Raw genomic sequence first — 14,578 nt, forward strand, 5'->3', positions numbered from 1 at the left:
CGTCAGCGGCGGACGTACTCCGTGATGACCACGGTGCCGGTCTTCCAGTGCTCCTCCACCGTGAACCCGTGTGCGGCGAGGACCGACGCCGTCTCCGGCTCGATGTTGCGCGCCTTCACCGTGCCGCCGACGAACCACACCGTGTCGATGTCGTCGAGGCGGCTCGGGATCGTCGTGGCGAGGTCACCGGTCTGGTTCCAGAGCACCCCGCTCTCGGCACCGTTCTTCCGGACGCCGAGGTCGGTCATGCCGGCGAAGGCATCGGGGTAGGAGACGCGGATGATGTCGGCCGTCGTGCCCGGGTGGCCGTACACGCTGCCGAACACGACGCCCTCGTCGGCGTCGACGCGGTTGCTGCTCCGCTCGGCGGCGATGATCGACGCGGCGCGCGCCCAGGTCGAGTCCTGCTTCGCGAGCGGTTCCTTCACGGCGACCGCGGTCGGCACCGACAGGACGAGGACGACCCCGACCGCGGCGGCGAGCAGCGCCTTCGGCCGGATCATCGTCAGCGCGAGTGCGATGAGCAGCGCGACGAACGGCAGGCTCAGGGTCGCGTACTTCGGGGAGTAGAGGTGCTTGCCCATCGCGGTGGCGAGGACGAGCGCCGCGGTCGGGATCACCACGAGGGGGAGTGCGACGCGGACGGCCTGGGCGCGGAGCAGCGAGCGGACGGTCGCGGAGCGGCGGTGCGCCTCGACCAGGCCGCCGACGACCCCGAGCAGTACGAGGGCCCACGCGACTGCGGCGTACCAGTCGACCCCGCCGAACCACGCGGTCGCGAACACTTGCGCGCCGGTGCGCTGCCCGATCCCGGCGATCCACGCCACCTGCTTGGACTGCGAGGCGATCTCCACCACGACGGGGGACACGACCACGGCGGCGATGCCGGCGGCGACCGCCCACCGCACCAGGGTGGCACCCGTCACGAGCGGCGGACCGGGGATGCGCGCCGACCGGGAGACCGTCGCCCGGCGAAGTGACGTCCGTCGAGCGAGCATCGTCCAGAGCAGCGTGACGGCGTGCGCGACGACGGCGAGCGACAGGTAGACGTTGAAGGTCACGGCGACGAGGGCGAGCGCGCCGTACGCCACCCACCAGTGCAGGCTGCGGCCGGTGCGGGTCCGGCGCACCGCGGTCATCCCGACGAGCGTCAGGCACACCGCGAGCGTCGTGATCGTCGCGTACGGACGCCCCTCGGACCCGGCCCACTGCACCCGGGGGAGCGCGAGGAACACGATGCCGGCGGTGATCCCGAGTCGGCGTCCGCCGAGTCGTCGTCCGAGTGCCACGAGGAGCCCGGCTGCGACGCCCACGGCGAGGGCACTCGGGAACCGCAGCGTGAACGGCGTGTACCCGACGAGCCAGAACCAGACGTGCATCAGGGCGTAGTAGAGCCCGTGCACCGCGTCGACACTGTGGAGTTCGGCCCAGAGCTGGGCCCAGGTCCGCTGCGCACTCGTGACCGTGGCGGCCTCGTCGTACCAGAGCGACGGCACCCAGGCGAAGGCCGCGGCGACGAGCACCCCGAGGGCACCGATCGTGAGCTCGGGCGTGCGGACGACGGCGAGCCCGATGCTCGACACGAGCCGTCGGGAACGAGTGCGGACCGGTGCGAGCCCCGTCGTGCGGGGGACGCTGATGGTGCCGGTCCGGGGAGTGCTCACGGACTGGACGGTAGCCGGGGCGTCTGGACAGGTGCCCGGCAGGAGGCCTGCCGACACTGAGAGTTCCACATACCGGTATGGTGCGAACACCATGACGAAGCTCCGCATCCGCGACGCCGCGCGGTACCTCGGCGTCAGCGACGACACCGTCCGGCGACTGGTCGACGGCGGGACCTTCACCCGGGACGTCGACGCCTCCGGCCGGACGGTGGTGGACGGCGCGGAACTCGCCGCCCACATCCGCGGTCGGGGCGAGCAGCTCGACGACCCGTCCGGCACGCGGAGCTCCGCCCGGAACCGGTTCGTCGGCATCGTCACCGCGCTCACGGTCGACGGCGTGATGGCGCAGGTGGAACTGCAGAGCGGTCCGCACCGGGTCGTCTCGCTGATGAGCGCCGAAGCCGTCCACGACCTGGGGCTCGAGGTCGGCGCCGTCGCGGTGGCCTCGGTGAAGGCGACGATGGTGTCGGTCGAGGTCCCCGCGGAGCCCGCACCGTGACGAGCGACGCACGGCGACGCCTGACCTCCCGGACCGCTGCGCTCGAGGGCGCGGGGGAGCGGGCCGTCCGAGCGCTCGCCGACGCGAGCGTCCTGGTGGTCGGTGCCGGTGGACTCGGCGCGCCGGTGCTGACGTACCTCGCGGGCGCCGGGCTGCGTCGGGTCACGATCGTCGACCACGACGTCGTCGACACGTCGAACCTCGCACGGCAGACCCTCTTCGCAGCGGCGGACGTCGGCCTCCCGAAGGCCGAGTGCGCCGCGGAACGGGTGCGTGGCGTCGACCCGGAGCTCGAGGTCGTCGCGCTCGCCGAGCCGTTCCGGCCGGACCACGTCACCGGGCACGACGTCGTGGTCGACGCCGCGGACAGCGTCGAGGTCACACGCGCGATCTCGGACGCGTGCTCCCGCGCCGGCATCCCGTTCGTGTGGGGCACGGTGCTCGGGCTCGACGGGCAGGTCTCGGTCTTCCATGACAGTGGTTCGGAGCCGATCGACTTCCACGACCTGCACCCGGACGCACTGCCCGACGAGGGCTCCTGCGCGCTCGACGGCGTGCTGCCCGCACTGTGCGGGGCGGTCGGCTCGGTGATGGCCGCACAGGTCACCGCCCTCGTCGCGGGGATCGGCGAGCCGTTGCTCGGCCGGGTCCTCACCGTCGACGCCCGGCGGTGGCGCTGGACCGAGAGCACCCTCCGCCGGGGGCCCGCGTCCCGCCGCCCGGCTGCGCAGGTCGACGACGCCCCGCCGCGGATCGCCCCGGCTGCGCTCGCCGAACGGCTGCGCGACGATCGCGGACGTCCGCTCCTGGTCGACGTCCGGACCCCGGGCGAACTCGCCACCGGGACCATCCCGGGCAGCCTGCGGCCCGAGGACCTGACGGACCCGAGCGCACCGGTGGTGGTCGTCTGTGCCAGCGGCGTCCGCGCCACCGCCTGGGCCCGAGCTGCTCGTGCGGCGGGTCGGTCGGCGACGGTCCTCGACGGCGGCATCGAGGCCTGGCGGCGAGAAGGCGGCGCGATATCCGCACACGCGGATACAATCGCCGAATGAAGACGCACAAGCGGGACGTCACGCTACTCGTCGCCGCAGCCGCACTCGCAGTGATCGGCCTCGCGGGCTGCTCGATGACCGGATCGGGCGCGACGGCCGAGTCCACCGCGACGACCGGCACCGCCAGCGCCACCACCGGCCCGACGGGGAAGATCACCGTGTTCGCCGCGGCATCGCTGCAGCAGACGTTCACGACGCTCGGCAAGCAGTACGAGGACGCCCACCCCGGCACCTCGATCACGTTCTCGTTCGCCGGATCGAGCGACCTCGTCACGCAGATCCGCAACGGTGCCCCGGCGGACGTGTTCGCCTCCGCCGACGAGGCGAACATGGACAAGATCGTGAAGACCGACGTCGCGCCGGGATCACCGAAGGACTTCGCCACGAACGTCCTCGAGATCGCGGTCGCTCCCGGCAATCCGAAGGGGATCACCGACCTCGACGACCTGACGTCGTCCGACGTGCAGCTCGTGACGTGCGCCGCACCGGTGCCGTGCGGCGCCGCGACCGCCAAGGTGGAGCAGGCCAGCGGCGTGGACCTCAAACCGGTCAGCGAGGAGCAGTCGGTGACCGACGTCCTCGGCAAGGTCGAGTCGGGGCAGGCCGACGCCGGGCTCGTCTACGTCACGGACGTGAAGGGCGCCGACGGCAAGGTCGACGGTGTCCCGTTCGACGCCTCGAGCAAGGCCGTCAACACCTACCCGATCGGCGTGCTGAAGGACGCGGGCAACCCTGAGCTCGCGGCGGCGTTCACGGCCTACGTCCGGTCGGACGCCGGCCAGAAGGTGCTCGCCGACGCGGGCTTCGGGGCGCCGTGACCCGTGGCCGGGCCCCGGTGCCGTGGTGGCTCCCGGTCCCGGCGGTGCTCGGCGGCCTGTTCGTCGTGGTGCCCGTGCTCGCGATGGTCGGCCGCGTCGACTGGCGTTCGTTCGGTGCGCTCGTCACGTCGCCCGCGTCCCTGAGCGCCCTCGGCCTGAGCCTGGGCACCGCGGCGGCCGCGACGGGCATCGCGTTCGTGCTCGGCTACCCGCTCGCCGTCCTCTTCGCGCGCTCGACCTCGCGGTGGGTCGGTGTCGCCCGGGCGCTCGTCCTGCTGCCCCTGGTGCTGCCGCCGGTCGTGGGCGGGCTGGCGCTCCTCGCGGCGTTCGGCCGCCTCGGTGTCGTCGGGGCGTTCCTCGACGACCACGGCCTCCGCATCGCGTTCACCACGACCGCCGTCGTCATCGCGCAGACGTTCGTCGCGATGCCGTTCCTGGTGTCGTCGATCGAGGGTGCGCTCCGCGTCGGCGGTGATCGGTTCGAACGCGTGGCGGCGACGCTCGGTGCCGGTCCGACCCGCACGTTCCTCACCGTCACGACGCCGCGGGTCCTGCCGGGCATCCTGTCCGGACTCGTCCTCTGCTTCGCCCGTGCCCTCGGCGAGTTCGGTGCGACCCTGACGTTCGCGGGCAGTCTGCAGGGCGTGACCCGCACCCTGCCCCTCGAGATCTACCTGCAGCGGGAGATCGACCCGGACACGGCCGTCGCGCTCGCCCTCGTGCTCGTGGTGGTCGCGCTCGTCGTGATCGGGGCCTCGGCCCTCCGGACCCGGGCGGTCGTCGCGTGACCGGCGGCCTGCGCGCCCACGTCCTCGTCCCGGAGCGCGACGTCGACGTCCGGCTCGAGATCGGCTCAGCGGAGTGCGTCGCGCTCGTCGGGCCGAACGGCGCTGGCAAGTCCACGGTCGTCGAGGCGCTCGCCGGGCTGCTGCGCACCCGGCACGGCGAGGTCCTGCTCGGTGACCGGGACCTCACGCGCGTCCCGCCGCACCGCCGCGGGGTCGGCCTCGTCGCGCAGCGCGCGGACCTGTTCCCGCACCTCTCCGTCTCCCGCAACGTCGCCTACGGACCGCGCGCGACCGGATCAGGCGGCCGGGAGGCACGACACCGGTCGTCCGCGGCGCTCGCGGCCGTCGGCGTGGCCGGCCTGGCAGATCGGGCACCTGGGACGCTCTCCGGTGGGCAGGCCCAGCGCGTGGCGATCGCCCGGGCCGTCGCCACGGATCCGGCGCTCCTGCTCCTCGACGAGCCCACCTCGGCTCTTGACGTCGATGCACGCGCCGAGGTCCGCGCTGCCCTCGGCACCGCCCGCGCCGGTCGTCCGACGCTCCTCGTCACCCACGACCCCCTCGAGGCCGTCGCCCTCGCGGACCGCATCGTCGTGCTCGAAGCCGGACGCGTCGTCGAGTCCGGGACCACCGCCGACGTCCTCGGTCGCCCGACCAGCGCGTTCGCGGCGTCCTTCTCCGGGCTGACGCTCGTCCGCGGGACCGCCACGCGGGGTGGGATCGCGATCGACGGCGGGGGTGCGCTGGCGTCGAGGACGCACACCGTGCCTCCAGGCCGGCCCGTGCTGGCGGTCTACCACCCGACGGCCGCGCGCCCGACGCGGGACGGCGCCGGGCCCGAGCGTCCGGTCACGGCGCTCGAACCGCGGGACGGGCTGGTCCGCGTGCGCGCGGGGGAGCTCGCCGCCGACGTGACCGTCTCGGTCGCCGCCACCCTCGCCCTCGCAACGGGCGAGCCCGTCCGGATCGTCGTGCCGGCGGCCGAGGTGACGGTCTACGAGCCGGCCGGTGCCAAGATGTCCCAGTGACAAACTGGATCGCCAAGTCCTGGCCCGTCGGCATCCCCGTGATCGCGGCGATCGTCCTCGCACTGTCGTTCGGCCGGCACGACCTCGGAACGTTCGTCGTGGTGGTCGTGGCCGTCGTCCTGGCCGGCACGGTCCTCGCGGCGGTGCACCACGCCGAGGTCGTCGCGCACCGGGTGGGGGAGCCGTTCGGGTCGCTCGTCCTCGCCGTCGCCGTGACGATCATCGAGGTGGCGCTCATCATCGCGCTCTCCAGCTCGGGCGGGGCGAAGGCCGAGACGCTGGCGCGGGACACCGTCTTCTCGGCGGTGATGATCACGATGAACGGTCTGGTCGGGCTTGCGATCCTGATCGGCACGCTCCGGCACAACACCGTGCGCTTCAACCAGGAGGGTGCGTCCGCGGCGACCATGACCGTCGCGGCACTGGCGGTCCTCACCCTCGTGCTGCCGACGTTCACCACCGGCACCGACGACTCGTCGTTCACCGGCGCGCAACTCGTCTTCGTCGCCCTGGCCTCGCTGGCGCTCTACGTGCTCTTCGTGTTCACGCAGACGGTGCACCACCGTGACTTCTTCCTGCCGGTCGGCCGGTCCGGCGGGGTGCTCGAGGAATCGGAGGACGCCCACGCCGCGCGTCCGACGGGCCGCGCCACGCTGACCTCGCTCGGGCTGCTGCTGCTCGCGCTCGTCGCGGTCGTCGGACTCGCGAAGGTCGAGTCACCCGCGATCGAGGCCGGCGTCGCCGCGGTCGGGTTCCCGCCGTCGTTCGTCGGCGTCGTGATCGCGCTGCTCATCCTGCTGCCCGAGGGCATCGCGGCGTCGAAGGCAGCGGCCCGGAACCGGATCCAGACGAGCCTCAACCTGGCGATGGGCTCGGCGATGGCGTCGATCGGCCTCACGATCCCGTCGATCGCCGTGGCGTCCCTGTTCATGCCCGGCACGCTGCTGCTGGGGCTCGGACCGAGTCAGATCGTGCTGCTCGCGCTGACGATCGTCGCGGCGGTGCTCACGGTGCTGCCCGGACGTGCGACGCGGCTGCAGGGCGGGGTGCACCTGGTGATCTTCGCCGCGTTCATCGTGCTGTCGGTCTCCCCGTAGGGCCCGGGCCGTTCCGCGCGTCGGCAGCTGTTCCGCGCGTAGGAGGCTGTTTCGCGCGTAGGAGGCTGTTCCGCGCGTAGGAGGCCGGAAGTTCCTGCACCCCATGCGCGAAAGCGCTTCCTCCTGCATGCGTGATGGGACAGAACGACGCCGACGCGAACAGGACGGCAGGGCTTCCCGCGCCCCGCTCAGCCCCCGGCGAAGGGCGGCATGACGTCGACGACCGCAACGCCCTCGAGCGAGGTCGACCGGTCCCGGGTGGTCACGCCGTCGACCAGGTACGAGCACCGTTCCTGCAGCGCCAGCCACCGTGACGGATCGGTGGCGTCCACACCGCCCAGCGCCGTGCCGAGGTCCGGCGCCGTCACGGTGACCTCGTCCACGCCGACCGCCGCCCGGGCAGCCGCGAAGAACCGGATCGTCGTCACCCTCAGCCGCCGATCGCGCTCATGCCCCGCGTCGGGTGCACGAGGTCGTCGGTGTCGTCGCCGTGGTCGCGCGGCTTCGCCCACATCGCCCGGCGCCAGAGCTCGGCGACCTCGTCGTCGCTCGCGCCGTCGCGCATCGGACCGAGGACGGAGGTCTCCTCGTCGGAGAACAGGCAGCTCCGGACGTGTCCGTCAGCGGTGAGGCGGGTGCGGGTGCAGTCGGCACAGAAGGACTCGGTGATGCTCGCGATGATGCCGATCGTGCCGAGTTCCGGACCGACGCCCCCGTCGGCCGTGCGGGCGAGCACCCGGAACCGTTCGGCCGGGGCGCCGTCGCGCGGAGCGTCGTCCGGCACGAGCTCGAAGGACTCCGAGAGCATCGCACGCGTCTCGGCCGCGGTGACCATCGAGGTGCGGTCCCACGCGTGGTCGGGGTCGAGCGGCATCTGCTCGATGAACCGCAGTTCGTAGCCGCGCTCGAGGCACCAGCGCATGAGGTCCGGCGCCAGGGCGTCGTTGACCCCGCGCAGCAGGACGGCGTTCACCTTGATCGCGAGTCCGGCGTCGTGCGCGGCCGACAGCCCGGCGATGACCTTGTCGAGGAACGGTCGTCGTGTGACCTCGGCGAACACCGAGGGGTCGACGGTGTCGAGCGACACGTTCACCCGCCGGAGTCCGGCGGCGTACAGGGCGGCGGCGCGGTGCGAGAGGCCGATCGCGTTCGTGGTCAGGGACAGCTCGGGGGCGTCCGGCAGCGCGGCACACCGGGCGATCACGTCGACGAGGTCGTGACGGAGCATCGGCTCCCCGCCCGTGAACCGGACCTTGCGCACGCCGAACCTGGACGTCCCGATCCGGACGAGCCGCTCGATCTCGGCCGCGGTCATCAGCTGGTCGTCGGGCGCGAACGGCAGTCCGGCGGCGGGCATGCAGTACGTGCAGCGGAGGTTGCAGCGCTCGGTCAGCGACACCCGCAGGTCGACGGCGCGACGGCCGAACCGGTCGACGAGCCCGGACGGGTCCGACGAGGCGGACGCGCCGGTCGAACCGAGCAGGGTCGCGGGTGCCATGGGCGTCAGCGTACGTGGTCGAGCCGACGGAACGACAACAGCCGTCCCCAGCGCACCCAGTCCGATCGACGCGTGCGCACGAGCGTGACGACGACGATGACGAGCACCGCCGCGGCGAGCCACCACCGGTACGCGTCCACCGACGGCCACACGCCGCGCAGCGCGATGGCGAGGCCGATCGACAGCCACTCCCACCGGCCGGACAGCACCACGAACGGGATGAGCAGCAGGGCGTACCAGGGGTACCGCGGACTCACCGCCAGGAAGGTCACGCCGATCATCAGGACCTCGCCGGACCACGGCCGCGACGGGTCGGACAACCGCCAGGCCACGAACGCCGCCAGGAGCACGAGCAGCCCGACGACGATCGTCGCGGCGTCGCCCTTGAAGACCAGCGAGACGAGCGCGAACCGGGAGCCGTCCTCGTAGCCCTCCTCGGACAGGTAGCCCGGCAGGTACCCGAGCACGTCGAGGCCGGTGGTGAGCACGTACGGCACGTAGAGCAGCCCGAACACGGCGATCCCGACCGGGATCGCCCACCAGTTCCGCCACCGCCCGAGCAACGGCGGGTAGACGATCGCGGGGATGAGCTTCGTCGCGGTGGCCGCCCCGAGGGCGATGCCGCCCCAGATCGGCCGTCCGAACGCGACGAGCACGGCGCCGGCCGTGGCGAGTGCGGCGCCGAGCAGGTCGACGTGCGAGTTCGTGACCGCCTCGGAGGCGACGAGCGGCGACCACGCCCAGAGCGCCGCCCACCAGGTCGGGCGACCGAGCCGACGGAGCACCGCGACCAGCCCGAGCGTGACGCCGAGCGAGACGATGAGGCCCGCGATCTGGAAGGGCATGTACTGCGCCGTGGCCGGGACGAACGCGCGGACGAGGGCGAACCACAGCTGGGCCATCGGCGGGTAGATCGTCGTCACGTCCGGCCGGTTGATCGCGGTGCAGTGCCCCTGCGCGCCGTCGCCGAGGCCGCGGTACCGGGGCTGCAGCGGGTCGCACGTGCCGTCGATCTTGTCCGGGAACAGCCAATCGGGGCGCAGACCGGACAATGCCGTCGACTGCGGCGTGTGCGCGTACGGGGAGATCCCGGCGTGCTGGACGATGCCGTCCCAGGCGTACCGAGCAGAATCGGTGCTGGTGTTCGGCGGCCCGGCGATGGCGGCGAGCCCGACCACCAGGCCACCGCCGACCACGAGCCACGTCATCCACTTCGCGGGGACGAACCGCAACGCCAGCACCGCTCCGGCGAACACGGTCCAAGCGATCAGGGTCCACGCAACGAATGGAGCACGATGACCGGATCGGAGGAAGCCCAGATGCGTGACGCCGACGGCGATGACGCCCGCGAGGGCCAGCACCCCGACCACGGCCAGGACGGTCGGCAGGAGTCGGCCGGGGCGCAGTCGTTCGCTCATCGTGTCCTGAGGCTATCCGTGCTGCGGCGGCTGCTGCTGGACGCCCGGGCGACGATGGCGTCCCCCAACCGCAACGCGCGCTCGGCCGTCGTGCTCGGACGACTGCTCGGTGTGGCGTTCCTCGTGTGCTTCGGCACCGGCCTCTTCAGCCACTTCCTGCAGGACCCCCTGCCCGGCATGCGGTTCGCGACGCGGCCGACGCAGCTCTACCAGTTCACGCAGGGGCTCCACATCACGGCAGGGATCGCGATCATCCCGCTGCTCGTCGCGAAGCTCAACGCTGTCATGCCCGCTCTCGCGCAGGTCCCACCCGTGCGAGGCGTGCTGCACCTGCTGGAGCGCGTGTCGATCGCGGTGTTCGTGTCGGCTGCGCTGGTGCAGGTCGCCACCGGTCTGGTCAACACGTACCAGTGGTACCCGTGGCCGTTCCCGTTCCGCCAGGTGCACTACGCACTGTCGTACGTGCTCATCGGGTCCCTCGTACTGCACATCGGCACGAAGCTGCGGATCATCGCGCGGTACTGGCGGAAGCGCGACGCGTACGACGCCCACGGTCGGTTCGTCGCGGACACGACCGTGGGCAGCGAGCTGCTGCCTCCCGGCCTGGAGGCACGGACCGACTCCGTCCCGCCGGCTGCGGTCGCGTCCGTGGTCGCCTCCTACCCCCGCGGCCTCACCGGCAGGGTCCTGCGCTGGGTCGACGGCGCTCCCGCTCCGACCACGCAGGCCGATGCGACGGAGGCGAGCCGCGCCTCCAGGCAGTCTCCCGAGGCGACCCAGGGTCGACGTGAGCGCGTCGCCCGACGCGGCTTCTTCGCGGGTGTCGCAGCGGCGACGGTCGGTGTCGTCGCCCTGACGGCCGGGCAGTCCAACAAGCTCGCCGAACCGTTCAACGTCTTCGGGGCGCGTCAGCGGCACCGCGGCCCGAACGACCTGCCGGTGAACCGCACGGCCCGGGCCGCCGGTGTCCTCGCGACCGCGACGGCCGCGGACTGGACCCTCACGGTCGTCGGCCACGACGTCAGCCGGACCTTCGTGCGCGCCGAGCTCGTCGCACTGGGCACCACCCAGGTCGACCTCCCGATCTCGTGCGTGGAGGGCTGGAGTCAGATGGCCTCCTGGAAGGGCGTCCGGATGCGCGACCTGCTCGCCGCGGTCCAGGCCCCGCCGGGGTCGCACGTGCGCGTCACGAGCCTCGAGCGGCACGGCGGCTACCGGATCATGGACATGGGTCCCGAGTACGCCGAGGACCCGACGACCCTCGTCGCGCTCGAGTTGAACGGGAAGAAGCTCGACCTGGACCACGGGTTCCCGGCGCGCATCATCGCTCCGGGGCGGCCCGGGGTGCTGCAGACGAAGTGGATCGAGAAGATCGAGGTGATCCGGTGAAGGTCGCACGCATCGTGCTGGTCGTGGTCGGCGTCCTGGTCATCGCGTTCGGGGCGTACGTCATGGTGACGACCGTGCGGCCGAACCGGATCTGGGGCCTCGCGACGTGGCTGCTCGGCGCGGTGATCCTGCACGACGCCATCCTGTCGCCGTTCGTCGTCGCCGTCGGGCTGCTGCTCCGTCGGGCCGGGCGGACGCTCCGGGTCTGGGCGCTCGTCGTCGTGCAGGCGGTGGTGGTGCTCGGCAGTGTCCTCGCGCTGGTCGTCCTGCCGGAGATCGCGGCGAAGGCGCACGGGACGAAGAACGACACGGTGCTGCCGTTCGACTACGGTCTGCGCCTGCTCGTCGTCGAGGGCGTGCTGGTCCTCGTGGTGGCCGCCGTGCTGGTCGTCGCTGCACGGCGTCGGCGGACGACGCCGTCTACTGGTTGAACCGACAACCATTCGCTAGGATGCCGGTATGACCGACGAGACCCCGTGGCTCACGCGCGACCAGCTCCGCGCGTGGATGAAGCTCGTCGCCGTCATGGAGCTCCTGCCGGCGGCGCTCGACCAGCAGCTCCAGCGCGACGCCGACCTGACGCACTTCGACTACATGGTCATCGCGATGCTCTCGGAGACCGAGTCCCGCACCCTCCGGATGTCGGCGCTCGCCTCGGCCACGAACGCGTCCCTGCCGCGGTTGTCCCACGTGGTGTCCCGGCTCGAGAAGCGCGGGCTCGTCTCGCGGTGCCCGTCCACCGACGACCGGCGTGCGACCGACGTCCGGCTCACCGACGCCGGCTACGCCACGATCGTCGACGCGGCCCCCGACCACGTGCGCACCGCCCGTCGCGTGGTCATCGACGCCCTCACCGAGGAGCAGGTCGGCCAGCTCGACGGCATCGCCGCGGCGTTGCTCACCCGGCTCGACCCCGAACGGCGCTTCGCCGCCCTGACCTACCCGCGGGACGACGACGACACCGCGATCTGCGAGGCACGGCTGACCGGCACGGCGACCGACTGACGGTCGCGGCGGTCGTGCGGCCCGTCGTGGCCGCCGTGCGGCCCTGCAATAGGCTCGCCCCATGAGCCAGCCCGCCGCGCCGTCCGACACGTACTCCTACCTCGGACCCGCCGGCACCTTCACCGAGGCGGCGCTCAAGCTCGTCGACGCCGCTGCCGGGAAGCCCTGGCGCAGCGTCAACAACGTGGGTGAAGCCCTGGACGACGTCGTCAGCGGCCGGTCGATCGGCGCCGTGATCGCGATCGAGAACAGCGTCGACGGCGGGGTCAGCGCCACGCAGGACGCCCTCGCCCGGATCCCCGGCGTCCGGATCGTGGGGGAGTACCTCGTCCCCGTCGACTTCGTGCTCGTCGCCCGCCCCGGCACCGCGCTCGCCGACGTCCGCACCGTGAACGCCCACCCCGTGGCCTACGCGCAGACCCACAACTGGCTCGAGGCGAACGTCCGCGGGCACGGGCACATCCCGGCGTCGTCGAACGTCGCGGCCGCCGCTGCCCTGCTCGACGAGCACCCGACCGCCGACGCCGCGGTCGCACCCCCGGGGATCACCGACCACTACGCGCTCGAGGTGCTGGCGTCCTCGATCGGGGACAACGCCTCCGCCGTCACCCGCTTCGTCCTGGTCTCCAAGACGCTGGCGCTCCCCGAACCGACGGGCGCCGACAAGACGAGCGTCATCGTCGAGCTGCCCGCCGACCACCCCGGGGCGCTGGTCGACATGCTCGAGCAGTTCGCGACCCGGGGCATCAACATGGGCCTGCTGTCCTCGCGGCCGATCGGTGACGAGCTCGGCCGCTACCGGTTCGTCATCGACCTCGACGGGCACGTGCAGGACGAACGCGTGGCCGACGCCCTGCTCGGCCTGCGTCGGTTCAGCCCGCGCGTGACGTTCCTCGGGTCGTACCCACGGGCCGACGGGATCCGCCCCGAGGTCCCGACGCGCTACTCGGACGCGGCGTTCGTCGAGGCCCGGGACTGGCTCCGCGCGATCGTCTCCGGCGAGCCCGACGCGCACTGACGCGGGCGCTGCGCGCTGCGCGCCGTCCGCAGCGTGCGAGGTTCCGACGACCGTGGGACGACGATCGCGTCCCACACTGCGCGGAACCTCGCACACTGCGAGCCCGACCTCGCACCGTGCGAGGTCGGGCCGCCCCTACTTCTTGCGACCGCGCCCGGTGTGCGGCTCGATCACGGGGACCCGCACGTCCAGCGACCCGGCGTCGATCTGCGCGCGGAACGCCACGATCTCGCCCACGGGGTCGCCGTCGATCTCGAACTCGTCCGGCTTCGTCAGCCGCAGCACGAACTCCTCGCCACGCATGTAGCGCAGTGGCCGCTCCTGCTTCGCCGCCGTGGTGATCCGACGCCCGACGACGGTGTTGCCGAGTGACGAGCGGTGGAACCAGCGCAGGATCGCGTTCTCCCAGAACACCCGCGCGCCGATCCGCACCCAGCCGAAGAACCCACGGGGACGCATCACGACGATGTCGAACACCCCGTCGTCGATCTCGGCGTCGGGCAGGAGCATCGCGTTGGCCTGCAGCATGCCGCAGTTGCCGACGATGACGGAGTGCGCGCGCACGGAGCCGTTGCGCGCCGACTCGTCCAGCCGGTACTTGAACTCGAAGCCGTCGGTGTCCCGCACGGAGCGGAACAGCGAGTCGAGGTAGGCCAACCACCCGACGCGCTTCTTCAGCCCGGGCCGGGTGTTCGCGAGCATCCGGGCGTCGAGCCCGAGGCCGGCCATCACCAGGAAGCCGAACTCGTCGCGGGAGCCGTCGGGACGCTCGACGCCGATCTGCCCGAAGTCAATGGAGCGGTCGTTGCCGGAGAAGATCGCCTTCGCCATGCCGCCGAGGTCGTCGAGCGGCAGCTTCATGTTCCGCGCGAGCAGGTTGCCCGTGCCGCTCGGGAGCAGCGCGAGCGAGGCGTCGGAGCCGTGCACCACCTCGGCCACGGCGCGGACGGTGCCGTCTCCGCCGGCAGCGGCGACGACGTCGGCTCCGGCCTCGAGCGCGGCGCGGGCCATCCCGCCGCCCGGGTCTTCCTCGGTCGTCTCGAACCACAGGGTCTCGGCCCAGCCGGCCTCCTGCTGGTGCTTCTCGACGGTTTGCTTGAGGGTCGGCAGGTGGACCTTGACGGGGTTGTAGACCACCGCGGCCGTCCGCTGCTCGGTCTGGAGGGCGTCCTGGTCCGCGGGCGCGGTCTCCGAAGGGGTCGACATGCACCAACGGTACCGATCGGATGCTGCGAGCGGACGCCCGGCGTGACCCGGTGACGGACTGGAGGCGCGTGGCGGCGCCGCCACGCGCCTCCAGTCCG

15 protein-coding genes are annotated in these 14,578 nt (G+C 72.5%); 10 read left to right on the forward strand and 5 right to left on the reverse strand.

The window, feature by feature from the left end; translation table 11 throughout:
* Window positions 1-2: 2 nt before the first annotated feature.
* Window positions 3-1,664 carry a glycosyltransferase family 39 protein gene (locus FS532_RS05665; protein WP_186321929.1) on the reverse strand — a complete coding sequence of 554 codons (1,662 nt, stop codon included), beginning with the start codon at window positions 1,662-1,664 and terminating at the stop codon, window positions 3-5.
* 91 nt (window positions 1,665-1,755) lie between these two features.
* Between FS532_RS05665 and FS532_RS05670 the strand changes: the two genes are divergently transcribed.
* Genes FS532_RS05670 through FS532_RS05695 form a run of 6 tightly spaced genes read left to right on the forward strand, consistent with a single transcriptional unit; the run spans window position 1,756 to window position 6,946 of the window.
* On the forward strand, window positions 1,756-2,163 hold the full coding sequence (locus FS532_RS05670; protein WP_144751222.1) for a TOBE domain-containing protein: 408 nt from the start codon (window positions 1,756-1,758) through the stop codon (window positions 2,161-2,163).
* Window positions 2,160-3,215 (forward strand): HesA/MoeB/ThiF family protein, encoded by a 1,056-nt coding sequence (locus FS532_RS05675; protein ID WP_144751224.1) that lies wholly within the window; start codon window positions 2,160-2,162, stop codon window positions 3,213-3,215. Before FS532_RS05670 ends, FS532_RS05675 begins: the two co-directional genes overlap by 4 nt.
* Complete coding sequence (modA, locus tag FS532_RS05680; protein ID WP_144751226.1) at window positions 3,212-4,033, forward strand: molybdate ABC transporter substrate-binding protein; 822 nt, start codon at window positions 3,212-3,214, stop codon at window positions 4,031-4,033. The genes FS532_RS05675 and modA overlap by 4 nt, the downstream gene beginning before the upstream one ends.
* Complete coding sequence (locus tag FS532_RS05685) at window positions 4,030-4,821, forward strand: ABC transporter permease (protein ID WP_144751228.1); 792 nt, start codon at window positions 4,030-4,032, stop codon at window positions 4,819-4,821. The genes modA and FS532_RS05685 overlap by 4 nt, the downstream gene beginning before the upstream one ends.
* Window positions 4,818-5,849: an ABC transporter ATP-binding protein gene (locus tag FS532_RS05690; RefSeq protein ID WP_144751229.1), complete on the forward strand. Its 1,032-nt coding sequence runs from the start codon at window positions 4,818-4,820 to the stop codon at window positions 5,847-5,849. The genes FS532_RS05685 and FS532_RS05690 overlap by 4 nt, the downstream gene beginning before the upstream one ends.
* Window positions 5,846-6,946: a calcium:proton antiporter gene (locus FS532_RS05695; RefSeq protein WP_144751232.1), complete on the forward strand. Its 1,101-nt coding sequence runs from the start codon at window positions 5,846-5,848 to the stop codon at window positions 6,944-6,946. The genes FS532_RS05690 and FS532_RS05695 overlap by 4 nt, the downstream gene beginning before the upstream one ends.
* Window positions 6,947-7,134: 188 nt before the next feature.
* Here FS532_RS05695 and FS532_RS05700 read toward each other — a convergent pair whose 3' ends face one another.
* The 3 genes from FS532_RS05700 to FS532_RS05710 are packed head-to-tail and all read right to left on the reverse strand — an operon-like array spanning window position 7,135 to window position 9,862.
* Window positions 7,135-7,374, reverse strand: coding sequence for a MoaD/ThiS family protein (locus FS532_RS05700; protein WP_260852582.1), 240 nt, complete (start codon window positions 7,372-7,374; stop codon window positions 7,135-7,137).
* A 2-nt stretch (window positions 7,375-7,376) separates the two neighbouring features.
* On the reverse strand, window positions 7,377-8,444 hold the full coding sequence (gene moaA / locus FS532_RS05705; RefSeq protein WP_144751234.1) for a GTP 3',8-cyclase MoaA: 1,068 nt from the start codon (window positions 8,442-8,444) through the stop codon (window positions 7,377-7,379).
* 5 nt (window positions 8,445-8,449) lie between these two features.
* A complete protein-coding gene (locus FS532_RS05710; protein ID WP_144751236.1) occupies window positions 8,450-9,862 on the reverse strand; it encodes a glycosyltransferase family 87 protein in 1,413 nt (470 codons plus the stop codon).
* An 18-nt stretch (window positions 9,863-9,880) separates the two neighbouring features.
* On the opposite strand from FS532_RS05710, the gene FS532_RS05715 reads away from it, so the two are divergent.
* The 4 genes from FS532_RS05715 (at window position 9,881) to pheA (ending at window position 13,274) form a co-directional block, all read left to right on the forward strand.
* Window positions 9,881-11,251 carry a molybdopterin-dependent oxidoreductase gene (locus FS532_RS05715; protein ID WP_260852583.1) on the forward strand — a complete coding sequence of 457 codons (1,371 nt, stop codon included), beginning with the start codon at window positions 9,881-9,883 and terminating at the stop codon, window positions 11,249-11,251.
* Window positions 11,248-11,682: a hypothetical protein gene (locus FS532_RS05720; RefSeq protein WP_144751238.1), complete on the forward strand. Its 435-nt coding sequence runs from the start codon at window positions 11,248-11,250 to the stop codon at window positions 11,680-11,682. Before FS532_RS05715 ends, FS532_RS05720 begins: the two co-directional genes overlap by 4 nt.
* A 28-nt stretch (window positions 11,683-11,710) precedes the next feature.
* Entirely contained in the window at window positions 11,711-12,256 is a 546-nt protein-coding gene (locus FS532_RS05725; protein ID WP_079236889.1) for a MarR family winged helix-turn-helix transcriptional regulator, read from the forward strand.
* A 61-nt stretch (window positions 12,257-12,317) separates the two neighbouring features.
* Window positions 12,318-13,274, forward strand: a complete 957-nt coding sequence (pheA, locus tag FS532_RS05730; RefSeq protein WP_144751240.1) for a prephenate dehydratase — start codon at window positions 12,318-12,320, stop codon at window positions 13,272-13,274.
* A gap of 135 nt (window positions 13,275-13,409) precedes the next feature.
* On the opposite strand, the gene FS532_RS05735 is transcribed toward pheA, so the two are convergent.
* Entirely contained in the window at window positions 13,410-14,480 is a 1,071-nt protein-coding gene (locus tag FS532_RS05735; protein WP_144751242.1) for a diacylglycerol/lipid kinase family protein, read from the reverse strand.
* Window positions 14,481-14,578 lie beyond the last annotated feature (98 nt).

Origin of the sequence: Curtobacterium pusillum, assembly GCF_007673235.1 — a bacterium.
Lineage (GTDB): Bacteria > Actinomycetota > Actinomycetes > Actinomycetales > Microbacteriaceae > Curtobacterium > Curtobacterium pusillum_C.